Here is a 25379-nt window from a genome sequence, read left to right as displayed (position 1 = left end):
CTACGGTCTGCGCACCCGCTCATCGTCGATCTGCGCCTGCAATTCGGGAAGGATCTCCGGCCAGACCTCCTCGTAGAGCTCCAGTCCAACGGGCCGCGGATCGCGCAGCGCACGGCGCAAGCCATTCGGAAAGGTGATCACTGCCCCGTCTGGCGTCCGCAGATTATCCGTGATCGGCGCAACCTCGCGGAGCTCGGCGTCGAGTGATGCACCGTCGAGGTCGAAGACACGGACATGATCGAGGCTCCACGTTTCCAGAAATGCTGGATCGGCGATCATGACAGCTGTCCCGTCCCGCACAAACTCGACAAAAGAAAGGGCCGAGACATCCGCGATGCGGCTGCGCACCTGCCCGTCGAGCCCCATGATCACAAGTTCACTTGGATAAACAGTGGTCGCAACGTAAGGGGCAAATCTGTTCACGGAAAAGGCATTGAAGTACAACCCGGTCATTATCCCCCGCAGGTCCGAGATATCCGCGATCTGCCCACCTGCGTCACGGGCAAGCCGGTAGAGGTGGATCGGGTTCGGCCCCAGCGACGCGCCGTTCGGATCATATTGATAGATCTCGTGAACAGCATAGAAGGCATCGTCCGATCCGGGAAAGAAACCCCATTGAGATCCGCCTTCGAACGTCTCGTAGGGATATTCGGCCACGACCTGCCACGTGCTCGTGTCGTAGAGCCAATGCAGATTGCCGATCCGGTTGCTGATCAGCATGGTCTGCCCCGATTGCGACCATCCCATGAACATGTCGCCCGCGACGCTGGTCAGGCGCTGACCCGTCGCCGTGTCAAAAATCTGGATTTCCCCGGCCATGTCCTCACTCGAATCGGCCTCAGGGCTGAGGCTGATTGCGATGCGGTCGCCGTCGGGCGAAAAGGGGTTTCCGAAGGCCGAGAACTGGTTGACGTTGGTGTAGTCGTTCGTACCCAACCCCGGCAGAAGGTCGGCAATGGGTTGTTGGGTCGCCGTGTTCCACAACACGGTCGTTTGCTCCGATATACCCGATATATCGGGGATAAGCGGCGCAGAAACAAGATAGCGCCCATTCGGGCTCCAGAAGACCGATGAGTCGAGCGGAATGTCGGATTGAAACGCCCGCGACGCGGCGGCGAGGTGCAGCGCGTCGAACGCATCGGAATAGGTCTCGACATCGGCCTCGGTCGGTGTGTCCGGGATCGCACGCAGGGCCGCGAGGATCGCGGTTGCCCGGTCGCCCGACAAAAGAGCATCGCGCGACTGCTCGACATGCCATGCACTCTGTAGGAGGTCTGTTCGCTCCGGGGCCGGATCAGCGACCGCCGCCTCCCCCAGAATTATCAGACCAAGCATCGCAAGTCCTGCTTTCCGCATCATCCCGCCCCCCTTGAATGGCCCCGCTCGCATGAACGGTCATTCGAACGTTAGTCTGCGTGCGGCACGGCCAGCAAGTAGGCGGCGATCGCCGCGCGGTCGTCTTCGTTCAGCTGTCCCATATTGAGCACGACCGACCGCATATGCCCGCCCGCCACGTCAAACTCCGGCGTGAAGCCATCATTGAGATAGGCCGCGATCTCGTCAGCCGACCAGCCAAGCCCCGCCGGCGTAATGTTGGGCACCGTGCCGCGCCCCGACGGGTCCGGCGCGCCGGCAAACCATTGCGCCCGATCCAGCCCGCCCAAGGCTCCGCGCGGGGTGTGGCATTCGCCGCAATGGGCCAAGGCTTCGGCGAGGTAGCGGCCGCGAGATTCCTCGACGCTCAGATCACCCGAGACCGTAAATTCATTTTGCGCATAGAGCAGGTTCCAAGCGCCCACCGCGCGGCGGATCGAAAAGGGGAACCCCACATCATGGGGCTCCGATGGCAAATCGGATGCAGGCAGCGTCTGCATGAACGCGTAGAGATCCACGATGTCCTGCCGCGTCGCCAGACGATATGCCGTGTAAGGGAAGGCGGGGTAATAATGCTGCCCCTCGGGGCTGACGCCGTTCTGCACCGCGGTGACGAATTCCGCCAAGGTCCAATCGCCGATTCCATGGGTCGGATCACTTGAGATATTCGGCGCGCGAAACGTCCCGAAGTCGCTTGGAAAGGCCTGCCCCCCCGACAGGATCAGGCGCGCGTCTCCCTCTGCGTCCTCGGCCTCATGGCACGACGCGCATCCGGCCGCCCAGAAAACCGCTTCGCCCGCCTGCGCGTCACCCACCAGCCCTGCCAGATCGCCCTCAGACACGCTCATCGGACGGCTCAGCCAGACCCCCGCCACCACGGCGGCGAGGATCAAAAGCCCCAACAGGCGCAAAACGCCACCCATGGCTCAGTTGTCGGACGCGCGGTAATCGTCGTGGCACGATCCGCACGATGCCCCGACCGGCCCCAACGCCGCACGCATCGCATCCAGCCCGTCGCCCGCCACTGCGGCCAAGCCCTCTGCACCGGTGCCAAATTCGCCCCAGATCTCAAGCACCCGGCTGCCGTCTTCCCAGATCGCCGGAAGTGCGCGGGTGCCCTCGATGCTGGCGTTGTCGGTGCCCTCGGGCCAATGGAATTGCTGATCAAGCTGCGAAATCGTCAGCAGGTTGTTGGCCGCAGCCTGCGCAGCGCCGGCGTCATAATCGGTGTTGCCCCGCGCCATATTGCCCAGAACCCCGATGTTGAGCGCCATGATCTGGAACTGCCCCTGCCGGGCATCGACGGCCGGGTTGCCGCCATGGCCACCGGCCGTCGCGCCAAGCGAAAGGCCACCGGCGAGAGCAGCAGCGAGAGCAGTTGAAAGAAGAATGCGGGATGTAATCATGGAATGGCTCCGAGGTTGCATTGCTGACACGTCGTCCTGTACGCAAAAGGTAGACAGGTGCGACATTCCGTCAACACACAACTGCGTGCATCCGCGCACGACGCCTGCGCGTCAGCCTTCCATCGTGACCTTGCCGATATAGGGCAGGTTGCGGTTGCGCTGCGCGAAGTCGATCCCGTAGCCCACGACAAATTCATCCGGGATCTCGAAGCCGATCCAATCCGCCTGTACCTCGACCTCGCGCCGTTCGGCCTTGTCGAGAAGGGCGATGGTCTTCATTCGCGCGGGTGCGCGTTGGTGCAGCAGCCCCACGACATGTTTCAGCGTGTGGCCCGTGTCGACGATATCTTCGACCACCAGCACATCGCGCCCCTGAATTTCGCCGCGCAAGTCCTTGAGAATACGGACCTCCCGGCTGCTTTCCATCGCGTTGCCGTAGCTTGACGCCTCCAGGAAATCGACCTCCACCGGCAAGTCGATCTCGCGCACCAGATCGGCGATGAACACGAATGACCCCCGCAACAGGCCCACCACCACCAGTTTGTCGGTGCCCTTGAATTCGGCCTCGATCTCGCGCGCCAATTCCTCGATCCGCGCCGCGATCGCCTTTGCGGAGATCATCTTGCCGACCCTGTAACCTTGCTGCGCCATTTCGCCCCCAAATTCCCACGGAACCTTGCAATCGCCGGTCAGGTTTATGACATGACCCGCACGACGAAAAGGTTAAAGGGGCCCATGCCAAGCCATTCCGAAACCCGCAAACTGCCGTATTCCGCCAAGCAGATGTACGACCTTGTGGCCGATGTCGCGCGCTATCCGGAATTCATTCCGTGGACAAGGGCCACACGGATCCGCTCGGTCGAAGACAAGGGCGATCACACCTTGATGCATGCGGACATGGTCGTGGGCTTCAAGATGTTCCGAGAAAAATTCCTCAGCCGCGTGGTGCTGTACGAGGAAACCTTCAAGATCGATACCGCCTATGTGGACGGGCCGTTCAAGTACCTGAATTCAAACTGGCATTTTGTCGATACCGACACGGGCTGCGACGTCCATTTCGAAGTTGATTTCGAGTTCAAGAACCGCCTTCTGCAAGGGGCGGCGGGCCTGTTCTTCATGGACGCCATGCAACGCATTGTCCGCGCCTTCGAGGCCCGCGCCGACGCGCTCTACGGGGCGGGCTCTGCCGAAACCGCCTAAGCCGCCTCCCAAACCATTCACACCCGACCAAACCGACCGGGCTTGTCTGTTTCAGTCAAGGACCGCCGCCTTGTCCTCTTCACCGACCCGCGGCGGGACGGTCGCCGTGCCCCTTACGATGGTCACATTGGTCGCCGCAAAGGCCCAAGGGCCCACCACGGCCAGCCCAACAGGCGCGCAAGTTCCGGCAATGTCACGAATAGAACCAGCGCCGCTGCGACCATGATCCATGCGCTATCAGCTCCAACCATGTTGGATGCGGGCGTTCTGCGGCAAAAAGAGGCTTCGGGCAGAGGTGACGCGTAGAACCTCCGCGATTTCTGTTTTGGCGGATAGGTGGGCGGATCAATTGGCCTACGTTGCGGAATTGAGCGCCTTCAGGATCATCGAAAGCGCATGGGTGACGGTCGCTGCCCGGACATCCGCGCGCCCGAGCGGCCCGAACCGGACCGTTTCCACACTTGTCTCGCCTGCTGTCATGGCCAGCCCGAAGCAGACCATGCCTTCGGGCTTCGACGCCGTTCCACCGGGCCCCGCGACGCCCGTGACCGACACCGCGATCTGCGCGTTCGACCGCGCCAAAGCCCCCTCGGCCATCGCCCGGGCCACCGGCTCCGACACCGCGCCATGCGCCTCGATCAGGGCAGGGGGCACACCCAACATCTCCGCCTTGGCCACGTTGGAATAGGTCACGAAGCCCCGGTCGAACACGTCCGAGCTTCCGGCAACATCCGTCACCGCGCCCGCGATCAACCCGCCGGTGCAGCTCTCCGCCGTGGCCATAATCCAGCCCTGCGCACGCAGCGCCGCAATCACCTTTGCCGCATTCATACGAACACCAGATGCGCCAGCACCGCCGCCAGCGCCACGATCATCGCCGCCAGCCATCCCGCAATCACGTCATCGGCCATGATCCCGAAGGCCCCATGCTGCCGGTCCGCCCATCCCACCGGTCCCGGCTTGAGGATGTCGAAGGCCCGAAACGCCAAAAATGCCGTGATAACGCCTGGATAAAGCGACAGAATATCCGCCCCCGCCATGCTCGCGCCAACCGAAACCGGCCAAAGCGCCACCCATTGACCCGCCACCTCGTCGATCACGATCTCGCTCGGGTCCTCCTCGGACGCGCCGACCTCTGCGTGCACCGCCCAATATCCCAGCGCCGTCACCGCCAATGTCGCCAGCACCAGCAAGACCGCTCCGCCCGCCATATGCAGCAGCACCCCAAGGATCAGCCCCGCCAAACTGCCCCAGGTCCCCGGCGCCGGGCGCAGCAATCCAACCCCGAAAACCGTCGCAATCGCCCGTGTCATCGCGCCACCAAGGTCACCGTGGCCATCGCCGCAATGCCTTCCTCGCGCCCCGTGAAGCCCAACCGCTCCGTTGTCGTGGCTTTCACCGACACGCGCCCGACCTCAATCCGCAACAGTTCCGCCAACCGCGCCCGCATCGCGCCCGACACCGGCCCGATCTTGGGCCGCTCACACATCAACGTCAGATCCGCATTCGAAATCACAAAGCCCCTTTCTGCCGCCATTTCCACGGCATGGGTCAGGAAGATGTGGCTTTGCGCGCCCTTCCATTGCGGGTCGCTCGGCGGGAAATGCCTGCCGATATCGCCTTCGGCCAACGCGCCGTAAATCGCATCCGTCACCGTGTGCAGACCCACATCGGCGTCTGAATGCCCCTGAAGGCCGCGATCATGGGGCACCGACACACCGCACAACCACACCTGACCACCGGGCCCGAACCGATGCACGTCAAAGCCGTTGCCCACTCGAATATCCATCGTGTCGCCTTTCAAAAGCGCTTCGGCGCGCGCGAAATCCTGCGGGCCGGTGATTTTCAGGTTTGCCTCATCGCCGGTCACAATCGTCACATCAATCCCCGCCGCGCGTGCCACTTCCACGTCATCGGCGGGCAGCCCGTCAAACGCCTCATGCGCCGCGACAATGGCCTTCAGATCAAAGCCTTGCGGTGTCTGTGCCCGCCAAAGCCCATCGCGGTCCTCGGTGCCCTCCACGGACGTCGCCCCGCGCCAAAGCGCATCGGTCACCGGCACGGCCGGGGCCGCGGCCCCATGCGTGCGCACGCCCTCGATCACTGCGGAAATCACCGCCTCAGGCACGCAGGGCCGCGCAACGTCGTGGATCAGGACGATTCCGGTCCCACAGGCGGCCAGCCCCGCGCGCACCGACGCCGCCCGGTCCGCGCCGCCATGCACCACGCGCAGCCCCTGCGGCAGGTCCAGCGCCCCGAGCATGGCGTCATCCTCGGGGTGGATCACCAGAACAATCCCGATCCCGGCGGGATGCGCCGCAAACCGCGAAACACTCCAGTCCACTACGCTGCGCCCGGCGATCCATTGCCATTGCTTCGGCACATCCCCACCGGCCCGCGTACCGCGTCCGGCGGCCACGATCACAGCGGTCAGGGAGGGGGGCGCTTCAACCATGCGATTGTGATAGGCGAGGCGCTTTGCGCGCACAATCCGATATCCATCTGATGTTTTTCACGGCGCTACGCTTAATTATTGTGCAATGGCATCGTGCCGTGCGATTAGGAGGCCTCGCTGCTTTGTCTTCCTGAAAATCCGGCCCTATCCAAGGGGACAATCGCACAAGGATTAAGCGCCCTGACCCTGACCCTCGCCGATATCACGCTCAACCCGCCGATTTTGCTCGCGCCCATGGCAGGGATCACCGATCTGCCGTTTCGGCGGCTGGTCGCCCGCTTTGGGGCAGGGCTGGTGGTGTCCGAGATGGTCGCAAGCCAGGAGATGGTCGAAGCCAAGGCCTCCGTCCGTGCGCGGGCTGAACTGGGTTTTGGCCAGCAGACGAGCGCTGTGCAAATCGCGGGCCGGGAGGCGCATTGGATGGCGGAGGCCGCGCGCATCGCTGCCGGGCAGGGTGCGCGGATTATCGACATCAATATGGGCTGCCCCGCCAAGAAGGTCACCGGCGGCCTTTCGGGCTCGGCGCTGATGCGCGATCCAGACCATGCACTGCGCCTGATCGAGGCGGTGGTTAGCGCCGTTGACACACCCGTCACGCTCAAGACCCGACTTGGGTGGGACGATGACCTCTTGACCGCGCCCGACCTGGCCAAACGCGCCGAAAACGCGGGCATTCAGATGGTCACGATCCATGGCCGCACGCGGTGTCAGTTCTACAAGGGGGCCGCCGACTGGACCGCGATCCGCGCGGTGAAAGACGCCGTCTCGATCCCGGTGATCGCCAATGGCGACATCATAGACGCGCCGTCGGCGATGCAGGCACTGCGCTGTTCTCGCGCCGATGGCGTCATGGTCGGACGCGGCATTCAGGGCGCGCCTTGGCGTCTGGCCGAGATCGGAGCCAGCCTTTACGGCGCGCCCGCGCCGGTCATCCCGCACGGGGCCGCGTTCGCCGACATGGTCGCCGCGCATTATGACGACATGCTCGATTTCTACGGCTCGGCCCTCGGTGTGAAAGTCGCGCGCAAACACCTCGGCTGGTACATGGACGCCAGCGCGACACCGCGCGACCTGCGCAAGCGCGTGCTGACCGAGACCGACCCGCGAGCGGTACGCGCCATCCTGCCGCTGGCCATCTCATCGGAGGTGAGGGCAGTCGCATGATCTTCCCGACCGACGCCCTCTGGCCATCGCTGCCGATCCCGGCGCTGATCCTCGATCCCGAGGACCGGATCGTGGACGTGAACCCGGCGGCGGAGTTCTTCCTCAACACCTCCCGCCGCAGCCTTCTCGATCATCCGGTGTGGGACAAGATTTTTGTCGATGCGCCACTGGAAGACAGCTTCGCACGCGTACGCGCAGCGCAGGCGCCGCTGTTTGTGAACGCCGTCGATGTCGGCACCGGAAGCCGCAAGCCGGTGTCCTGCGACGTTCAGATCGCCAGCCTTGGCGACAGCCCCGACCATGTTCTGGTGCTTCTGGAAAGCCGCGAGATGCAGGGCCGGATGGACCGCGCCATGTCGTCGAAATCAGCCGCCAAATCCGCCATCGGCATGGGCGAGATGCTGGCCCACGAGATCAAGAACCCGCTGGCCGGCATCACCGGCGCCGCGCAGCTTTTATCGATGAACCTGCCCCCCGAAGACCTCGAATTGACCGAGTTGATCGTGGCCGAGACGCGTCGCATCCTCAAACTGCTCGAACAGGTCGAGGAATTCGGCAACGTCCTGCCGCCCGATCGCAAGGCGGTCAATATCCACGACGTGCTGGACCGCGCCAGAAAATCCGCCGCCATCGGCTTTGCCGCACATATGAATATCGAGGATGAATACGACCCCTCCCTGCCGTCGACCTGGGCCGATCCCGATCAATTGTTGCAGGTCGTGCTGAACCTTCTGAAAAACGCGGCGGAGGTCGGAAGCGAGGGCGGCTCGATCCGTATCCGCACCTTCTTCGAGATCGGCCTGAGGGTTCGGCGCGGCGATGGCACCGGCGCTGCCGTCCCGTTGCAGATCGAAGTGATCGACGACGGGCCGGGCATTCCCGCCGACCTCGCGCAGGACATCTTCGAGCCCTTTGTGTCGGGCCGCGAGAATGGCACTGGCTTGGGCCTCGCCCTGATCTCGAAAATCGTCTCCGACCACGACGGATTGATCAGCGTCGAGAGCGTGCCGGGCCGCACCGCCTTCCGCATCTCTCTGCCCGTCGCTCCGAAGGCGGGCGCGGCATGAGGCTTGGCGCGCTGATATCCGTTCATCCGAACGCATGCACACTCGTTCAGCTGAACACATCAAACCCCGTTCACCTGAACGCATTTCTCCGAAAAACCCCGTTCAACTGCGCGCACATGCGTTCCGTTGAACGCCTTTCGAAAGGCAATTGACCCATGGACGGCACCGTTCTCGTCGCCGACGACGACCGCACCATTCGCACCGTTCTGACCCAGGCCCTCACCCGCGCCGGGTGCAAGGTGCATGCGACCTCCTCGCTGATGACGCTGATGCGCTGGGTCGAGGAGGGGAAGGGCGATCTGGTGATCTCCGACGTCGTCATGCCCGATGGTAACGGTTTGGAAACATTGCCGAAAATTACTGCGGAGCGGCCGGGCCTTCCGGTCATCATCATCTCCGCTCAGAACACGATCATGACGGCGATCCAGGCCACCGAGAAGGAGGCCTTCGATTACCTGCCCAAGCCTTTCGATCTGCCAGACCTGATGAAACGCGCCGCCCGCGCGCTTGAGCAAAAGCGCCGCCTGCAAACCGCCCCCAAACCCGCCGCCGATCCTCTTCCGGCCAGCGGCGAAGACCTCCCCCTTGTTGGCCGCACACCCGTGATGCAGTCGCTATACCGGCTTGTCGCGCGGGTGATGAACACGGATTTGACGGTGTTGATCACGGGCGAGTCGGGAACCGGTAAGTCCCTGATTGCAAAGGCCATTCACGACTTCTCTGATCGTCGCACGTTGCCGTTTGTTGTGGCCTCCGCGCCGGATCTGGACGGCATGGACGGGCCCGGCGCCATCCTCGCACGCGCCAAGGGCGGCTCGATTCTATTCGACGAAGTCGGCGATCTCTCGGAAGAGGCGCAGGCCAAGATCGTGCGCATGCTGGATGCAATGTCGGACGGCGGGCCACGCATCATGGCCACCTCGCAAAAGGATCTGATGGAAAAAATGGAGGCCGGCGCCTTCCGTCAGGACCTTTTCTACCGCCTCGGTGGCGTGGGCATCGCTGTGCCGGCCCTGCGCGAACGGGTTGACGATATCCCATTGTTGGCAAATCATTTTCTGGCCCGCGCGGAACGCGATGGCACCACCACGCGGCGGTTCTCGGATGCCGCGATGGACCTGATCCGCGCCTATTCCTGGCCCGGCAATGCGCGGCAATTGGAGAACTCCATCCGCCGTCTCACCGTGACCGCCGCCAGCGAGGAAATCACCCTCGCCGAAGTCGAAGCCGTCCTCGGCAGCCAGCCCGCGATCGAGCCGTTGATCTCCGGCGCGGGTGAGGGTGACAAGCTTTCGTCAAGCGTTGCCAAGCACTTGCGCCGTTACTTTGATCTGCACGGCGGGGTCCTGCCCGCCCCCGGCCTCTACACCCGCATCCTGCGCGAGGTTGAACTGCCGCTGATCGAGATTGCCCTTGATGCGACCGGCGGCAACCAGGCCAAATGTGCCGACCTTCTCGGCATCAACCGCAATACCTTGAGAAAAAAGATCACGGATCTCGATATTCGGGTTACGCGACGGCGCAAATTGATGTAATCTCGCAACAGTCGCGTGGCAGAAGGGGAACAGGCACCCCTGCGTCACCGGGCCTGTCAGCCCGACCAAGCGGCGGATATGGGGGATACGAGTGGTCGACGAGCCGGCCCGCGGACTGGGCGATACGCAACCCTTTCTAGAACGCGTCGCAGGATTGCGCCGCAACCGCCGGGTGCGTTCCGTTGGAACCATCGGACTAATCGTCGTGGCCCCGATACTCGCGCTCGCCACGTTCCTCGCGTTCCGCCCGCTTGGCGATGTCACAGGCACCACGGCGCGCACGCTGATCCTGTTGGCCGATTTCGTCTATATCCTTGTTATCGCGACACTTGTTTTGCGGGAATTGGCCCGGATCGTGGCCTCGCGCCGCGCCGAATCCGCCGGTTCGCGCCTGCATTTGCGGCTCACGACCATCTTCGGAGCAGTGGCTTTGGTGCCCACGGTTGTGGTCGCGATCCTAGCGGTTTTGAGCGTGAATATGGGCCTCGAAGGCTGGTTTTCGGACCGCGTTTCGACCGCGCTTGGCAATTCCGTCGATGCCGCCGTCGCCTATCAGCAGGAACACCGCGACGACCTCGAACAGGATGCGCGCGCGCTCGGTGCGTTCATCAACCTCAACCGCCGCGCGGTGCCGTTCCTGAGCGACGGTGATCTGCGGCAGGTTCTCAGCCAGGGGCAGCAACAGATCCAGCGCGGTCTGCGCGAGGCCTTTGTGATCGACGGAGGCGGCGAAATTCGCGCCCGCGGCGAACGCTCCTACCTTTTCGATTACGACCGTCCAAGCGATGAAGATCTGGTCGCCGCCGCCGAAGGCGACGTGATCCTGTCGGAAGACCGCGAACAGAACGAATTCCGCGCCCTGTTTCGCCTTGCCGCCTTTCCCGACCGCTATCTCTACATCAGCCGCGAAGTGGATGGGCAGATCATCGCGCTGCTCGATGAAACCGAACAAACTGTCCTTCTGTATCGGCAGGTGGAGGAGGATCGGGGTCGCCTTCTGTTTGATTTCGCGTTGCTTTATCTGGGCTTCGCCACCTTGATGATCCTCGCCGCGATCTGGGCAGGCCTTAGTTTTGGCGAACGCCTGTCGCGTCCGGTCGGCCGACTGGCCGGGGCCGCGCAACGGGTCGGGCAGGGCGATCTGGACGTACGTGTGCCGGAAGAAACCTCTGACGACGAGATCGCGATGCTGGGGCGACTGTTCAACCAGATGACGCTTCAGTTGAAGGGGCAGCGCGACACGCTGGTCGAGCAGAACGCATCAACCGAGGAACGCCGGCGGCTGTTCGATTCCGTGCTGTCCTCCGTGACCGCCGGGGTCATCGGGTTAGAGGAGTCGGGCCGCGTGGATTTCATGAACCGCTCAGCCATCCGACTTCTGTCCATGGTCGAACAGCGCGACAGCGGCCTGACCCTCGAAGCCGCAGTGCCCGAATTCGCCGAATTGTTCGAGAAGCTGAAGGCCACCCCCGCCGAAGCGGTGCAGGAAGAGATCAAGCTGACCCGTGGGACCAAGCAGGAAAGCCTTCTTGTGCGCATGGCCACGCGGCGCAATTTCGAGGGTGAGTTGGAAGGCTACGTGGTCGCCTTCGACGATGTCACACAATTGGTCAGCGCGCAGCGCATGGCGGCCTGGGGCGACGTGGCCCGCCGCATTGCCCACGAAATCAAGAACCCGCTGACCCCGATCCAACTCAGCGCCGAGCGCATAAATCGCAAATTTTCCAAAACTTTGGAGGGCGATGATCAAGTAAAACTTGCAGAAATGACGGAAGTCATCGTACGGCAAACAAACGACCTGCGCCGGATCGTGGATGAGTTCTCGAAGTTCGCCCGCATGCCCGAGCCCGAAACGCGCGTCGAGGATTTGGTTCAACTGCTGAACAATGCCGTGATGCTGCAACGCGCGGGTCAGCCGGACGTGCGCTTTGTCACCGATATTCCCGACACCGCCGCCATGGCCGAGCTCGATGCCACGATGATCGGTCAAGCCCTGACAAATCTTCTCAAGAACGGCGGCGAAGCCATTGAAAGCCTTTATGAAAATTGCAAGCCCGACGGCCATGTTCCGGAATTGCGCGTGGCCATGCGGATCGAGCCTGACATCGCGCGTATCGACATCGCCGATAACGGGATCGGCCTGCCGCCGGACCGTGCGAAATTGTTCGAACCCTATGTGACCACCCGCGACAAGGGGACGGGCCTTGGCCTGCCCATCGTTAAGAAAATTATTGAGGAGCATGGCGGCACGCTTGAGCTTCTGGATGCGCCACCGTTTTCCGACGGTGCCCATCCCGGTGCCCTGGCACGCATCACCTTGCCGCGCTTGCCCGACAGACATGGAGAATAAGGTATGAGTGACATTCTGGTCGTCGACGACGAACGCGATATCCGCGAATTGATCTGCGATATCCTCGAAGATGAGGGGTTCACCACGCGGATGGCGGGCACGTCGGATGAATGCATGGCCGAGATCAACAAGAGTCAGCCGGGGCTCATGATCCTTGACATCTGGCTCAAGGACAGCTCGATGGACGGGATCGACATTCTGGGCCACGTCAAACGCGATAATCCCGAAGTGCCGGTGGTGATTATCTCGGGCCATGGCAACGTGGAAATCGCCGTCGCCGCGATCAAGCAAGGCGCGTATGATTTCATCGAAAAGCCGTTCAACATCGACCAATTGATGGTGGTGATCAAACGCGCGATGGAGACGTCGCGTTTGCGGCGCGAAAACTCGGCGCTGCGGCGGCAGGACAGCCGCTCGACCGAAATGATCGGCAGTTCGTCGGCGTTCCGAACCTTGAAAAGCCAGCTCGACAAGGTGACGAAATCCAATGGTCGCGTGATGCTGACCGGGGGGCCAGGGGCGGGCAAGGAGGTTGCGGCGCGTTATGTGCATGCGGAATCGAACCGCGCGGACGCGCCGTTTGTCTCCGTCTCCAGCGCGTCGATCCAGCCCGATCACATGGAAGAGGTCCTGTTTGGCCGCGAAAGTCAGCAGCGCGGGGTCGAGCAGGGGTTGCTGGAGCAGGCCCATGGCGGGGTGATCTATTTCGAAGAGGTCGCCGATATGCCGATGGAAACGCAGGCCAAGATCCTGCGGGTGCTGGTCGATCAGAGTTTCACCCGGGTGGGTGGCACGACGAAGGTGCGCGTTGATCTTCGGGTGGTGTCATCGACGACGCGCGATCTGCAGGCCGAAATCGCGGCCGGGCGGTTCCGCGAGGAGCTCTATCACCGGATGAATGTGGTGCCGGTCGAGGTGCCTAGCCTTGAGGACCGTCGCGAGGATATCCCGGAACTGGCGCGGCATTTCATCGACCTGTTCAATCGCGAGCAGGGGCTGACGGTGCGCGAGTTGGGGGAAGATGCGGCGGCCATGCTGCAGACGATGTCGTGGCCGGGCAATGTCCGCCAGCTCAGGAACATGATCGAGCGGGTCCTGATCCTGGGCGAGGGGAACGGGCCGATCGAGGCACGCGACCTGCCGGGGCAGTCGGAGGCGCCGACGTCGGAGGAGGATATCGCGCTCTCGGCATCGCTCACGACGCTGCCGCTGCGCGAGGCGCGCGAATTGTTCGAGCGGCAATACCTGATGGCGCAAATCAACCGGTTCGGGGGCAATATCAGCCGCACGGCAAGCTTCGTGGGGATGGAGCGCTCGGCGCTGCATCGCAAGCTGAAATCGCTGGGGGTTGTGACGACCTCGAAGTCGGGCGCGCGGGTCGCGCAGGTCAGCGAAGGGTAGGGATGTGCACGCGTGCACAAGTGTGATCAGACGGAGAATTAAGCGCTAACTCATTGAAAAACAACAATTGCGAAAAAATAACATTTCTATGTTTGTAGAAATGTTTCGCCCCCCCCAGCGCCCGGGATGCGGGCCATTTTCGGACCTTCTGGATGAATATCGGAGCGTAGCATGCGGGTTTTCTTCACGGGCGGCAGCGGCAAGGCCGGCAAATGGGCGATCCGGCACCTGATGGCGCAGGGCCACCATGTGGTGAACGTGGATCAGACGCCCTCGGGCCTTGCGTGCTCCGAGCTTCTGATCGACCTCAACGACGCGGGGCAGGTGATCGGCGCGATGTCGCAATTCACCGATTTCGCCGAACTCGACACAGGCACCGGCGTGCCGAGCTACGATGCGGTGGTCCATTTCGCCGCCGTGCCGCGCGTGATGATCGGGACCGATGGCGAATGCTTCCGGCAGAACACGCAGACCACCTACAACGTGATCGAGGCGGCGGTAAAACTGGGCGTGCCAAAGGTCATTTTCGCAAGCTCCGAGACGACCTATGCGGTGTGCTTTGCCGATGGCGCGGTGAAGCCGGATTTCGTGCCGGTCGACGAAACCCACCCGACCGTGCCCCACGACAGCTATGCGATGTCGAAAGTCTGCAACGAGGCGACGGCGCGCTCGTTTCAGGCGCGCACCGGCATCGACATCTACGGCCTTCGCATCAACAACGTCATCGAACCCCATGAATACGCCGAGAATTTTCCCGCCTTCTTGGAAAACCCGGACCAGCGGCGGCGCAACATCTTTGCCTATATCGACGCCCGCGATCTGGGGCATATGGTCGATTGCTGCCTGAAAACCGATGGGTTGGGCTTTGAGGTGTTCAACGTCTCAAACGACGATATGTCGGTGGGCCTGACCTCGGATCAGGTGATCGCGCGGTATTATGAGGGCGTCGAGGTGCGCGGGCCGATGGGGCCGGATGAGACGTTCTATTCCAACAGGAAAGCGCGCGAGATGGTCGGGTTTCGGCCCGCGCATTCGTGGCGGGATGTGTTGGGGTAAGGGTGTGGTTTAGGAAGGACGTTGCGCGATTGGCGTGCGGTTGATTGTGGGGTGGCGTTGGCGTTGCGGAGCCGCTGGGGCAGGGGCGAGGATGACGGGGGTGTGGGACGAAGCTGCCGTGGCTTTCGGCTTGACCAAAGTCAGCTTCGGTTCCCAGTCGTGAGACATGCAGAGTAAAAAATAGTCTGTGAGTTCTTCTCAACTTATCGCTTTTCGAAGCAATCCAAATGATCCATGCTTTGCCAGAAGTAATTGGCTCAAGGGCAGTTTCGTAAGTCTAATTTGCCAATCACTTGGAATGGAGAGAGCCGCCGATGTCTGACCCGTTCGAGAACGTCGATGCTGCGTCTCCGCAGATGATTGACATCATTGCTTCGGCGCTGGAAACGCGCGCAGAAGATACAGACATGCTTCCCGTTATCGATGCTTATCTCGACGCAATCGCTGTTGGAGATGGGGGACATATTGTCGATATTGGATCGGGCACCGGCGGCATTACGCGAAGGATCGCCGATCGTTTTCCAAAGGCTTTGGTGACCGGGTTGGAACCGTCAACCGCTCTGACCGAAAAAGCGAAAGAACTCGCAGGGGACAGATCAAATCTGACCTTCCGCCTTGGAGACGGCGGAGCTCTTGATGTTGACAGCGACACTATTGATGTGGCGATTTTACATACAGTTTTGTCGCATGTTCAAAGTCCTGAGCCATTGGTGTCCGAAGCTGTGCGCATTCTACGTCCTGGCGGATCTTTGGTGATTTGTGATGCTGACTTCTCCAAGGCCAAGATGGGTGTTGTCCCCGGGGATCCCTTAGGAAGCTGTGCGGACGCCTTTGTCGCGGGCGCTGTGACCGATCCGTGGGTCGCAGGGAAATTGAAGCCGCTCGTCAATACGGCGAGGTTAGAGACACGTCATTTCAGTGTTCTAAACCGCGTTGTTACGTCTGGAATGGGATCAATGGTATGGGTCCGAATGTCCACCGCGCGCATGGTAGCTGATGGGGTTATCGGCCAACCTTTGGCAGATGCTCTAGAGGCCGAATACCTTCGGCGGGCCGAGGCAGGTACGCTCTACTGTGTTCTGCCATTTGTGACCCTCATTGCGACGAAGCAAACCTCTTAAAGCATTCAAAAATCGAGCTTTCAGCCAAGTAATCCCGCAGATTCGGTTAATTCTTTGGACCGAATTCGACATCCGAACCCGAGACCCAAGCCACCATTCGTACAAAGTGCTGCACCTGTCAAAGACGGCTCAAACCAGCCCTTCCTTGCATGGCCGCAAGCCCAACGGTCATTTATCCCGCCTTGCACCCCTTGCCGCGCCCACAGGCGTTGACGCGTGGCCGCCAACCTGCCAATCCTGCGCACCTTGATGGAGCTTGAAGGCGGGCCTCGGACATGAAGGTCATCATCTGTGGCGCGGGCCAGGTCGGTTGGCAGATCGCGCGGCATTTATCTTCGGAAAACAACGACGTCACCGTGGTGGACAACAACCCCGATCTGGTGCGTCGCGCGACCGATACGCTGGATGTGCAGGGCCTGACGGGCTTTGCCAGCCATCCCGACGTGCTGGACCGGGCGGGCGCGCGGGATGCGGATATGGTGATTGCGGCGACCTTTTCGGACGAGGTGAACATGGTCACCTGCCAGGTCGCGCATTCGGTCTTCGCGGTGCCACGCAAGATCGCGCGGCTTCGGGCGCAGAGCTACCTTCAGGCGATTTATTCCGATCTCTACCGGCGTGACCACCTGCCGATTGATGTGGTGATCTCGCCCGAGATGGAGGTGGCGGAGGCGGTTTTGAACCGTGTGGCCTCGCCCACGACCTTCGATACGGAGAGCTTTCTGGGCGGCGATGCGAAACTGCTTGGCATTGCGCTGGACGAGGAATGCCCGGTGCTCAACACGCCGCTGCGGCAATTGTCCGAGCTGTTCTCGACCCTGCGCGCGATGGTGGTGGGGGTCCGGCGCGAGGGGCGCCTGTTCGCGCCGGAGCCGGGTGATCAATTGTTCGCCCATGATCAGATCTACGTCTTCACCCATGCCGAGGACGTGGCACGCACATTGGAGATTTTCGGCAAGACCAAGGTCCGCGCGGAACGGGTGTTGATCGTGGGCGGCGGCAATGTGGGCCTGACGGTGGCCAAGAAGCTTGAGCAATCGGAGACACGGATTCGTGCGCGGGTGATCGAGGCGAACCGGGCGCGCGCGGAAGTGGCGGCGGATGCGTTGGAGCGTACGATTGTGCTGCATGGCGACGGGCTTGACATGGACCTGCTGCGCGAGGCCGGCGTGGAGCGCGCGGATGTGATGCTGTGCCTGACCGATGACGACAAGACCAACATGCTGGCGTCCGTGCGGGCGAAATCGGCGGGGGCGGATATGGCGATCTGCCTGGTCAATGATCCGACGCTGGTGCCGTTGATGGACCCGCTGGGGATCGACGCCTACGTCAGCCCGCGCGCCACGACGGTCAGCTCGATCCTGCGCCATATCCGGCACGGGCGTGTGCGGGGCGTCTATTCCATCGGCGATGCGGAGGCCGAGATCATCGAGGCGCAGGTGTTGTCGACCTCGCCGATATCGGGCCGTGCGATCCGCGACATCGACCTGCCGGAGGGTGCATTGGTCGGCGCGGTGCAACGCGGGCGCAAGGTGTTCCGCCCGACCGGCACCACGCGGATCGAGGAAGGTGATGCCATCGTGATCTTCGCGCTGACGGCGGATGTTCCGGCGGTGGAAGCGTTGCTGCAAGTGTCGATTGATTTCTTCTGAGCCCTGAGGACGGAGCCGCACGCCCTATGGCTGCTTATTTCCGCAACCTGCCGTTCCAAACCTTGCTTCTGTTGGGAGCGGGTTTGGCGATGTTTGTGCCCGCGGTCGTGGGGCTATCGCTTGGCCTGCATGCGACGGCGCGGGATTTCTTTTACGTGGGTCTGATGGTGGTGATGGGGGCGTTCCTGATCGGGTTCGCAAGCCAGCAGCAAGGGCGCCGCCCCTCGGCACGCAGTCACCTGGCCACCGTGTTCCTCGCCTATCTGTGGCTGCCGGTCGTGCTCGCCTGGCCGATGGATCAGGCGGTTGGCAACACGCGGTTCATCAACGTCTATCTCGACATGGCCTCGGCGTTGACGACCACGGGGGCGGAGGTGTTCGACCCCGCGCGGCTTGATCCGGCGGTCCATCTGTGGCGCGGCCTGGTGGGATGGATGGGCGGATTGCTGATCTGGGTGACGGCGTTTGCGATCCTCGCGCCACTGAACCTTGGCGGCTACGAGGTGACGTCGGAGGCCAGCATCCAGGGGCAGGTGAGCAAGGCACGCGGTCAGATGCGTGCGGCCGATGCCTCCGACCGGCTTATGAAACAGGCGCAGCGACTGACGCCGATCTACGTTGGGCTGACGATCGTATTGGCGCTGTCGATGATGGCAGTGGGCGAAGAGCCGATGGTGGCCGCGATCCACGCCATGTCGACGCTGGCAACCTCGGGGATCAGTCCGGTCGGCGGGCTTGAGGCGCGCCCGGCGGGTATGATGGGGGAGGTGTTGATCCTTGTGTTTTTCGTCTTCGCGCTGTCACGGCGCACCTATGCCAGCGGGATCGGCCGCGAGCTGCGCCAGCGGCTGACCAAGGATCGCGAGATCCGCCTGGCGCTGTTTGCGGGGATCGTGTTGTCGACGCTGTTGTTTGCGCGTCACTGGGTCGGCGCGTTGGAGGTGGATGAACTGGCCGACGGCCGCGCCGCCTTCGAGGCGCTTTGGGGGGCGGTGTTCACGGTTTTCTCGTTCCTGACAACGACGGGCTTCGTATCCGACGATTGGGGCGCGGCGCGGGAATGGTCGGGCCTGGAGGCGCCGGGCCTGTTGTTGGTCGGCCTCGTCTTGATGGGCGGCGGCGTGGCGACAACGGCGGGCGGCGTGAAGCTTCTGCGGGTCTATGCGCTTTACAAACACGGCGCGCGGGAATTGGGCAAACTGATCTATCCGAACTCCGTCGCGGGCGCGGGGCGACTGGGGCGGCGGATCCGGCGCGAGGGGGCCTATATCGCCTGGATCGTGTTCATGCTTTTCACGATGACCATCGCCGCGGTGATGGTCGCGCTCAGCCTGACCGGCCTGTCGTTCGAGGAGGCGCTGATCCTGGCCATCGCGACGCTGACGACAACGGGGCCGCTGGCCGGTGTTGCGGGCGGCGCACCCGTCGATTTCTTCGCGCTGTCGGATGCCGCGAAGCTGATCTGTGCCGCGGCGATGATCGTGGGCCGGATCGAGACGCTGGTGTTGATCGCGCTGTTCAATCCCGGGTTCTGGCGGGATTGAGCACGGCGGCAGCCAAGTCCCTGACGGGGGGTGGAAATCCGCCGCGAAGGGCGACATAGTGCGTTAACGCGGGAGAGGTGCCGGGATCAACCTGGCCCAAAAAAACCAACGGGGCGTGATGTTTAATGGCCGAAAATAAACAAAACCTGCAGGACGCATTTCTGAATCACGTCCGCAAGACAAAGGTTCCAGTCACCATATTTTTGATCAACGGCGTGAAGTTGCAGGGGGTGATCACCTGGTTCGACAACTTCTGTGTGTTGCTAAGACGTGACGGACAAAGTCAGCTTGTCTACAAGCACGCGATTTCGACCGTGATGCCGGCGCAGCCCATCAACCTCTACGACGGGGAAGAGTGAGCGCATCCAACCGATTGGATGACGACGACGCAGCCGCATTGGGCAACGGCCCGATGCGCGCGCTTGTCTTGCATCCCGAGATCCAGTCCGACCGCACCCTCCGCGCGCCCGAGCCCGCGTTGGGCGAAGCCGTGGCACTGGCGGCTGCGCTGCCGGATCTTGAGGTGGTCGATGCGCAGATTGTGCGCCTGCCGCGTGCGCAACCGGGCCTTTTGTTCGGATCGGGCAAGATCGAGGAATTGCATGATCTGATCGAGGCGCTGGACATCGGTCTGGTCCTGATCGACGGGCCGGTGACCCCGGTGCAGCAGCGCAACCTCGAAAAGGAATGGGGTTGCAAGCTTCTGGATCGCACGGGCCTGATCCTTGAGATTTTTGCCGATCGCGCCGCCACGCGCGAAGGGGTGTTGCAGGTGGAACTGGCCGCGCTGAGCTATCAGCGCACGCGGCTGGTGCGGGCCTGGACTCACCTGGAGCGGCAACGCGGCGGCCTGGGCTTTGTGGGCGGGCCCGGCGAGACCCAGATCGAGGCCGACCGCCGCGCCATCGACGACGCAGTAACGCGCATCCGGCGGCAATTGAACAAGGTGGTCAAAACGCGCGCGCTGCACCGCGCGGCGCGCAAGAAGGTGCCCTATCCGATCGTTGCGCTGGTTGGCTATACGAACGCCGGAAAATCCACGTTGTTCAATCGCCTGACCGGGGCAGAGGTGATGGCGAAGGACATGCTCTTCGCGACGCTCGACCCGACGATGCGCGCCGTGAAACTGCCCGACGGAACCGATGTGATCCTGTCCGACACGGTCGGCTTCATCAGCGATCTGCCGACGCAATTGGTGGCCGCGTTCCGTGCCACGTTGGAAGAGGTTCTGGATGCCGATCTGATTGTGCATGTGCGCGATATCAGCCATCCCGAACATGTTGAACAGGCCGAGGATGTGGAGAAGATCCTGGGCGATCTGGGCGTGGCCGAGGGCGCGCCGTTGATCGAGGTTTGGAACAAGCTGGACCGGTTGTCCCCCGAACAGGCGCAGGCGCGCGAGACGGAGGCCGGGCGGCGCGATGATATCTTTGCGACCTCGGCGCTGACCGGTGCGGGGATGGGTCCGATGCTGACCGCCGTGGCCGAGGCGTTGTCGCCCCCCCGCCATGAGACGCAGGTGACGTTGTCCCATGCGGAGGGGCGCAAACGGGCGTGGCTTTTCGAAGCTGGCGTTGTGGAAGACGAGACGTCCGGAGAGCTTGAGACGACGCTGAAAGTGGTGTGGACGGCGCGGCAGGAAAAGGCGTTCCGCGCATTGTGAGTGCCGGATCGTAGCCCTCGCAACCAAGATTTAACCCGGCCATGCGATAGCAAGGCGGACTTGGTTACGTAAGGACGCGTTATGGTTGACATGCACTTGCCCGATCTGTTCGGGCCTGACAGGGGCCGTTTGGTTGCATTTCAGGCCCCCGATGTGGTGCAGGAAGCGCTGCATGACGTGCGCACACATTTGGGGATGGAAATCGCCTATCTCTCTGAAATGGTGGGCGATAAGACGGTGTTTCGCGCCGTCGACGCGCCCGGATATGAGCATCTGGTCAAGCCCGGCGATGCGAAGCCGCTGACGGAGGTGTATTGCAAGCATATTCTCGACGGAGATCTGCCGGAATTGATCCCCGACACCGCCGATCATGCGCTTGCCTTGGGCTTGCCGATCACCCGCGCGCTGCCCATTGGCGCCCATATCAGCGTGCCGATCCATCGCCGTGATGGCTCGGTTTACGGGATGTTTTGCTGCCTCAGTCCGAAGGCAAATTCGGGCCTGAACCTGCGTGACCTGAACATCATGCGTATGTTTGCCCGCCTTGCGCAGGCCGAGGTGCAGGACGGCATGGAAGCGCGCCAGATCGCCGAAGAAGCGGAGTCCCGTGTGCGCGAGGTTATGAACAACCGGCATTTCCGCATGGTGTTCCAACCGATTTTCGATCTCGCGAGCAACGAGGTGTCGGGATTCGAGGCCTTGTGCCGGTTCAACGCCGATCCGAAGCGCAGCCCGGATATGTGGTTCGATGAAGCGGCAGCGATTGGTTTGGGCTTGGAGCTTGAGCTTTGCGTTCTGAAGGCCACCCTGGCGGTGTTGCCGATCCTGCCCGAGCCGCTTTACCTTTCGGTCAATGCCGGTCCGGATCTGGTGGCGACTGGCCATCTGGCGGCTTTGTTCGCAGACCACACGCCCGAACGCATCGTGCTTGAGGTGACGGAACATGCTGCGGTGAATGATGCGGCCAGTTTCGCTCGCGCGCTGGATGCGTTGCGCCAGATCGGCGTACGGATCGCGGTGGATGATGCGGGGGCGGGCTATTCCGGCCTGCAACAGATCGTGCGGCTGCGCCCGGAGATGATCAAGCTTGACCGCTCGCTGGTGTCGGGTATCGATCAGGATCCGGTTCTGCGCACACTCTGCGCGGCGTTGATGCACTACACGACAGAGACCGGTGCGGTTCTGGTCGCCGAAGGGATCGAGACGGAGACCGAAGCCGCCGCGCTGCGAGATCTGGGCGTCCATCGGGGGCAGGGCTGGTTGCTTGGCAAACCGATGCCGCTTGACGAGGCGCTGGCCATCGCGCGCCGCATCCGAGGGCCAGGCGCGTCTGATCGGTTGAGGGTTGCGCCGGGGGGACTTTGGAGAGGATGCCCGGTGGCGCTGTTGGTAATCGGATGGATGCAGAAGGATTGCTTTCTGCGGCTATCGGGCAGCGACGGATGAGATGAAGACAAGGCCAGGGATCAAGATCTTTGGCGTATCGTGGATGTTTGGGCCAGGATCAGAGTGCCATGATTTGGGGTTTCGGCGCGGCCTGTTGTGTTGAAAGTGTCGGTTGAGCGGAGTGGTTGGAGGTGGCTGGCTATGCTTTTGCCGCGTTCGTGACGCGCATGAAGCGATACCAGCATACGTGGCCTCAGGAGTTCGGGCTATTCGCGCCCGGACGCGGGGCGCGGGTCAAGGGTCAAGCGAACCCATTTATGCGGTCCAGACAGACGAAGAAGGGCACGTGACGGGATCAACGCAAGCGGCCCGGTCTTCACGGATGGGACTTAACGAGACGGATATCCGTTACTTGCTTGATATCGGTGAGCACAAAGGCAGTGTGAAGAGAGTGCGGCGCGGTCGCAAGAAGACAGGTCAGCGCGGCGAGGACCACGGGGAAACGGCACGACGTGATCGTGGTCACTGGGCGGGGCTGAGGCGTGTGATGCCGAGGTTCCCGGCGCGGGCGAGGTCGGGATCGAGCGTCATGGGCACGTATTCGCCGCGGCGCCAGAGATCGCCCAGATCGTCGTAGTGTCGGCTGAGCGGATGGCCCGATTGGCCGGTGGCGATGACGAAGACCGAACTGTCGGGATCCGCGAAATCATAAACCCCGCGATAGCCCGCAGAATGGGTGTTGAGATAGGGTTCAGGACCGGTTCCGGGCGTGGCGGCACGGTTGAGGGTGAAGTCGCCGCCCGAGGTGGCCTGCCGGATGTTCACGATCCACGAAAACAGGCGCGTCTGCCCCAAAACGGGATGTTCGTGCAGCGCCTCGTGCGCGGCCCCCCAACGCCAGCTTTCGACGTCGCTGCCATAGGTTTCCTCAAGTTCCTGTAACGCCGAATCCAGCGCGGCGCGCGCGATGTCGGTACAACTCTCGTCAGCGGTGGACGGGCGCACATCGCACCAGATCGCGGCCCCGTCCACATCGCGGAACACGCGTTCGAGAAACACCGGCTCGACTTGCCAGAACGCATCGGCCAGCGGGCCGATATCGTCGCGGATCAGGCGCTGCTGCAAATGGCGCATCCAGGCCGCAAAAATCAGCGGCTCGGGCAGATGCTCGTTCATCTCGCCGTTCCAATCGGCCAGAAGTTCCAACGCGCGTTGGCGACGGCGTTCGGGCGTGCCGGGTGCGGCGGGCTCGCCGGTGAACCACAGATCGCGCGCGACCAGCGGCAAGAGATTGCGCGCGGCGGGCGATACGGTATCAAGCTGCGCCTCGATGAAACTGTCGCGGGTGTGGACAGCGCGGGCCTCCATCAGACCGCTCAGCCGGTCGATGCGCTGCGTGTCGCCCCAATGGTAGGACAGGTGCAGTGGAAAATCGCGGTCGACCATCTTGTTGTTGGTGTTGCCCAGGACCCCGCTTTCGGGATCGACAAAGGTGGGATTGGCGAAATATTGCGTAATCCCCTGCCATCGATTGCCCTCGATCCAGCCGCGCGAAGGCATGCGGGCCTGCGTCTCATGTTCGATCAGGCGCCAGGGCATGTGACCGATCACCTGCATCCCGATCTCGCCCTCGGCGGAGGCGACCAACAGGTTGGCGGCGGGGGCGACGAAATCTTCGCCAGCGGCCAGCGCCTCTTCGACAGAGCGCGCGCGCATCAGGCGCAGGCCGGTCTGGATCGAGGTGAACTCATCGCTCGCCCCGGTCCAGCGCAACGCCATGACATGGCCCGCCGGGGTCACGTTGCTCAGCCCGAAGTGGGAGCCGGGAATGACGGGCCCGTTCTCGGTTTCGCGCAGGGTGATCGTGACCGGGGCCTCGCCCGCGATCTCGATAATCTCGCGCCGGGTCTCGAACGCGGCCCACCCGTCGGGCGTGCGGTATTCCTGCGGATTGTCGGGGTTCACCTCTTCAACATAAAGGTCGATGTCGTCGAGATAGGCGGCGGTGATGCCCCAGCTGAGGCGTTCCGAACGTCCGTTGAGAACACTTGGCATGCCGGGGATCGTGGCCCCGATCACGGCACCGGTCGCCAATTCCAGACGGGCCAGATACCAGGTCGAGGGCGCGGTGAGCGTGACATGGGGATCGGACGCCATCAGCGCGCCGCCCGCCGCCGACCGTGACGGCGCGGCCGCCCAGACGTTGGACGCAGCCCCCCGGTTGAGACCCTGGGCGTGCGGATGGAGCGGATCGCGCGGCGCGGAGCCTCCGGCATCGGCAAAGGCGCTGCGCGGGAGGTTCAGGAGCGCGGCGATATCGCCAAGCTCGGCCGCGCCCGTTCCGGGCGCGTCCGGCATGATGTCGGCGATGCGCTCGGGTTCGGGCAGGGCCAGCGAAGTGCGCGCACGCAGGATTTCGTATTCGTGGTGGGTGGCGCTGTCGAAGGCCACCAGCAGGGAAATCGCGACGGAATCATTGGGCCGCCACGGCGCGATCTCGGGTTCGAACAGGAACAATTCCGGCGCGCCGCGTCCCAGCGCTTCGGAGCCCACCAGCCGAAGCCACGCGTTGACGCCGTCGGCATAGGCCTGCATCGCGCCAAGGCTATCGTCGGAGAAGGCATCGAGCGAGCGACTGGCATGGCCGTCGAGATCCAGCCGCCGCATCAGATCGTCGATTTCGAGCGTCCGTGTCCCGAACAATTCCGACAGCCGCCCCTGTGCTGTGCGGCGCAGCATCAGCATCTGCCACAGGCGGTCCTGCGCGTGGACGAAGCCGAGGCCGAAATGCACATCGTGGTCGGTCAGTGCGAAAATATGCGGGACGGCGGCGGTGTTGCGCACGATTTCGACCTCGCCGTCGAGGCCGGGCACGGTCCAGTCGGCCTCGTAATCCGGGATCGAGCGGCCTGCCATCCAGAACGCCAGCGCCACGCACAGGACCACGACGACGATACCGGCGGCGACAAACCGCGTCAGCCATCGCAACAGTGTGATCATGCTCG

General features: G+C 62.8%; 21 protein-coding genes. 13 read left to right on the top strand and 8 right to left on the bottom strand.

All coding sequences use genetic code 11. The annotated features are described in order from the left end of the window. The 4 genes from V8J83_RS03925 to hpt form a co-directional block, all read right to left on the bottom strand. Complete coding sequence (locus tag V8J83_RS03925; protein WP_339983688.1) at nt 1–1356, bottom strand: WD40 repeat domain-containing protein; 1356 nt, start codon at nt 1354–1356, stop codon at nt 1–3. A 50-nt stretch (nt 1357–1406) separates the two neighbouring features. Next, the gene (locus tag V8J83_RS03920) at nt 1407–2297 is read right to left on the bottom strand and encodes a c-type cytochrome (protein WP_339983686.1); all 891 of its coding nucleotides are present in this window, start codon (nt 2295–2297) and stop codon (nt 1407–1409) included. 3 nt (nt 2298–2300) lie between these two features. Continuing rightward, nucleotides 2301–2780: a c-type cytochrome gene (locus tag V8J83_RS03915; RefSeq protein WP_339983684.1), complete on the bottom strand. Its 480-nt coding sequence runs from the start codon at nt 2778–2780 to the stop codon at nt 2301–2303. A gap of 111 nt (nt 2781–2891) precedes the next feature. Further along, nucleotides 2892–3431, bottom strand: coding sequence for a hypoxanthine phosphoribosyltransferase (gene hpt, locus V8J83_RS03910; RefSeq protein WP_339983682.1), 540 nt, complete (start codon nt 3429–3431; stop codon nt 2892–2894). Nucleotides 3432–3515: 84 nt separating this feature from the next. On the opposite strand from hpt, the gene V8J83_RS03905 reads away from it, so the two are divergent. Next, a complete protein-coding gene (locus tag V8J83_RS03905; protein WP_339983680.1) occupies nt 3516–3980 on the top strand; it encodes a type II toxin-antitoxin system RatA family toxin in 465 nt (154 codons plus the stop codon). A 354-nt stretch (nt 3981–4334) separates the two neighbouring features. On the opposite strand, the gene V8J83_RS03900 is transcribed toward V8J83_RS03905, so the two are convergent. The 3 genes from V8J83_RS03900 to V8J83_RS03890 are packed head-to-tail and all read right to left on the bottom strand — an operon-like array spanning nt 4335 to nt 6435. After that, on the bottom strand, nt 4335–4811 hold the full coding sequence (locus tag V8J83_RS03900; RefSeq protein WP_339983678.1) for a CinA family protein: 477 nt from the start codon (nt 4809–4811) through the stop codon (nt 4335–4337). Further along, complete coding sequence (locus tag V8J83_RS03895; protein WP_339983676.1) at nt 4808–5293, bottom strand: phosphatidylglycerophosphatase A family protein; 486 nt, start codon at nt 5291–5293, stop codon at nt 4808–4810. Before V8J83_RS03895 ends, V8J83_RS03900 begins: the two co-directional genes overlap by 4 nt. After that, on the bottom strand, nt 5290–6435 hold the full coding sequence (locus tag V8J83_RS03890) for a bifunctional 2-C-methyl-D-erythritol 4-phosphate cytidylyltransferase/2-C-methyl-D-erythritol 2,4-cyclodiphosphate synthase (RefSeq protein WP_339983674.1): 1146 nt from the start codon (nt 6433–6435) through the stop codon (nt 5290–5292). The genes V8J83_RS03895 and V8J83_RS03890 overlap by 4 nt, the downstream gene beginning before the upstream one ends. A 180-nt stretch (nt 6436–6615) precedes the next feature. On the opposite strand from V8J83_RS03890, the gene dusB reads away from it, so the two are divergent. From dusB to V8J83_RS03830, 12 genes are all read left to right on the top strand, one after another. Next, nucleotides 6616–7599, top strand: a complete 984-nt coding sequence (dusB, locus tag V8J83_RS03885; protein WP_339985979.1) for a tRNA dihydrouridine synthase DusB — start codon at nt 6616–6618, stop codon at nt 7597–7599. Next, nucleotides 7596–8666, top strand: a complete 1071-nt coding sequence (locus V8J83_RS03880) for a two-component system sensor histidine kinase NtrB (protein WP_339983671.1) — start codon at nt 7596–7598, stop codon at nt 8664–8666. Before dusB ends, V8J83_RS03880 begins: the two co-directional genes overlap by 4 nt. 155 nt (nt 8667–8821) lie before the next feature. Continuing rightward, nucleotides 8822–10201 (top strand): response regulator, encoded by a 1380-nt coding sequence (locus V8J83_RS03875; RefSeq protein WP_339983669.1) that lies wholly within the window; start codon nt 8822–8824, stop codon nt 10199–10201. 85 nt (nt 10202–10286) lie between these two features. After that, complete coding sequence (locus tag V8J83_RS03870) at nt 10287–12551, top strand: sensor histidine kinase NtrY-like (RefSeq protein ID WP_439649771.1); 2265 nt, start codon at nt 10287–10289, stop codon at nt 12549–12551. Nucleotides 12552–12554: 3 nt separating this feature from the next. Then, the gene (gene ntrX / locus V8J83_RS03865) at nt 12555–13952 is read left to right on the top strand and encodes a nitrogen assimilation response regulator NtrX (protein WP_339983667.1); all 1398 of its coding nucleotides are present in this window, start codon (nt 12555–12557) and stop codon (nt 13950–13952) included. A gap of 171 nt (nt 13953–14123) precedes the next feature. Next, nucleotides 14124–15008 (top strand): NAD-dependent epimerase/dehydratase family protein, encoded by an 885-nt coding sequence (locus V8J83_RS03860; protein WP_339983665.1) that lies wholly within the window; start codon nt 14124–14126, stop codon nt 15006–15008. Between the two features lie 314 nt (nt 15009–15322). After that, nucleotides 15323–16129: a methyltransferase domain-containing protein gene (locus V8J83_RS03855; protein ID WP_339983663.1), complete on the top strand. Its 807-nt coding sequence runs from the start codon at nt 15323–15325 to the stop codon at nt 16127–16129. 275 nt (nt 16130–16404) lie between these two features. Next, a complete protein-coding gene (gene trkA / locus V8J83_RS03850; RefSeq protein ID WP_339983661.1) occupies nt 16405–17781 on the top strand; it encodes a Trk system potassium transporter TrkA in 1377 nt (458 codons plus the stop codon). 26 nt (nt 17782–17807) lie between these two features. Beyond that, complete coding sequence (locus V8J83_RS03845) at nt 17808–19325, top strand: TrkH family potassium uptake protein (RefSeq protein WP_339983659.1); 1518 nt, start codon at nt 17808–17810, stop codon at nt 19323–19325. 125 nt (nt 19326–19450) lie between these two features. Then, a complete protein-coding gene (gene hfq, locus V8J83_RS03840) occupies nt 19451–19684 on the top strand; it encodes an RNA chaperone Hfq (RefSeq protein ID WP_025312876.1) in 234 nt (77 codons plus the stop codon). A 53-nt stretch (nt 19685–19737) separates the two neighbouring features. Next, complete coding sequence (gene hflX / locus V8J83_RS03835; RefSeq protein ID WP_339985975.1) at nt 19738–20988, top strand: GTPase HflX; 1251 nt, start codon at nt 19738–19740, stop codon at nt 20986–20988. An 81-nt stretch (nt 20989–21069) separates the two neighbouring features. After that, the gene (locus V8J83_RS03830) at nt 21070–22434 is read left to right on the top strand and encodes a sensor domain-containing phosphodiesterase (protein ID WP_339983650.1); all 1365 of its coding nucleotides are present in this window, start codon (nt 21070–21072) and stop codon (nt 22432–22434) included. A 462-nt stretch (nt 22435–22896) separates the two neighbouring features. Here V8J83_RS03830 and V8J83_RS03825 read toward each other — a convergent pair whose 3' ends face one another. After that, entirely contained in the window at nt 22897–25374 is a 2478-nt protein-coding gene (locus V8J83_RS03825; protein WP_339983648.1) for a penicillin acylase family protein, read from the bottom strand. Nucleotides 25375–25379 lie beyond the last annotated feature (5 nt).

Source organism: Gymnodinialimonas ulvae (genome assembly GCF_037543845.1).
Lineage (GTDB): Bacteria > Pseudomonadota > Alphaproteobacteria > Rhodobacterales > Rhodobacteraceae > Gymnodinialimonas > Gymnodinialimonas ulvae.
Note: the sequence above shows the minus strand (reverse complement) of the source record. Positions and strands in the feature narration are given on the sequence as shown.

Excerpts from the sequence above, each read along its gene's own strand:
- V8J83_RS03925 (WP_339983688.1), bottom strand. The coding sequence starts at position 1,356 with ATGCGGAAAGCAGGACTTGCGATGCTTGGTCTGATAATTCTGGGGGAG.
- V8J83_RS03920 (WP_339983686.1), bottom strand. The coding sequence starts at position 2,297 with ATGGGTGGCGTTTTGCGCCTGTTGGGGCTTTTGATCCTCGCCGCCGTG.
- V8J83_RS03915 (WP_339983684.1), bottom strand. The coding sequence starts at position 2,780 with ATGATTACATCCCGCATTCTTCTTTCAACTGCTCTCGCTGCTGCTCTC.
- hpt (WP_339983682.1), bottom strand. The coding sequence starts at position 3,431 with ATGGCGCAGCAAGGTTACAGGGTCGGCAAGATGATCTCCGCAAAGGCG.
- V8J83_RS03905 (WP_339983680.1), top strand. The coding sequence starts at position 3,516 with ATGCCAAGCCATTCCGAAACCCGCAAACTGCCGTATTCCGCCAAGCAG.
- V8J83_RS03900 (WP_339983678.1), bottom strand. The coding sequence starts at position 4,811 with ATGAATGCGGCAAAGGTGATTGCGGCGCTGCGTGCGCAGGGCTGGATT.
- V8J83_RS03895 (WP_339983676.1), bottom strand. The coding sequence starts at position 5,293 with ATGACACGGGCGATTGCGACGGTTTTCGGGGTTGGATTGCTGCGCCCG.
- V8J83_RS03890 (WP_339983674.1), bottom strand. The coding sequence starts at position 6,435 with ATGGTTGAAGCGCCCCCCTCCCTGACCGCTGTGATCGTGGCCGCCGGA.
- V8J83_RS03880 (WP_339983671.1), top strand. The coding sequence starts at position 7,596 with ATGATCTTCCCGACCGACGCCCTCTGGCCATCGCTGCCGATCCCGGCG.
- V8J83_RS03875 (WP_339983669.1), top strand. The coding sequence starts at position 8,822 with ATGGACGGCACCGTTCTCGTCGCCGACGACGACCGCACCATTCGCACC.
- ntrX (WP_339983667.1), top strand. The coding sequence starts at position 12,555 with ATGAGTGACATTCTGGTCGTCGACGACGAACGCGATATCCGCGAATTG.
- V8J83_RS03860 (WP_339983665.1), top strand. The coding sequence starts at position 14,124 with ATGCGGGTTTTCTTCACGGGCGGCAGCGGCAAGGCCGGCAAATGGGCG.
- V8J83_RS03855 (WP_339983663.1), top strand. The coding sequence starts at position 15,323 with ATGTCTGACCCGTTCGAGAACGTCGATGCTGCGTCTCCGCAGATGATT.
- trkA (WP_339983661.1), top strand. The coding sequence starts at position 16,405 with ATGAAGGTCATCATCTGTGGCGCGGGCCAGGTCGGTTGGCAGATCGCG.
- V8J83_RS03845 (WP_339983659.1), top strand. The coding sequence starts at position 17,808 with ATGGCTGCTTATTTCCGCAACCTGCCGTTCCAAACCTTGCTTCTGTTG.
- hfq (WP_025312876.1), top strand. The coding sequence starts at position 19,451 with ATGGCCGAAAATAAACAAAACCTGCAGGACGCATTTCTGAATCACGTC.
- hflX (WP_339985975.1), top strand. The coding sequence starts at position 19,738 with ATGCGCGCGCTTGTCTTGCATCCCGAGATCCAGTCCGACCGCACCCTC.
- V8J83_RS03830 (WP_339983650.1), top strand. The coding sequence starts at position 21,070 with ATGGTTGACATGCACTTGCCCGATCTGTTCGGGCCTGACAGGGGCCGT.
- V8J83_RS03825 (WP_339983648.1), bottom strand. The coding sequence starts at position 25,374 with ATGATCACACTGTTGCGATGGCTGACGCGGTTTGTCGCCGCCGGTATC.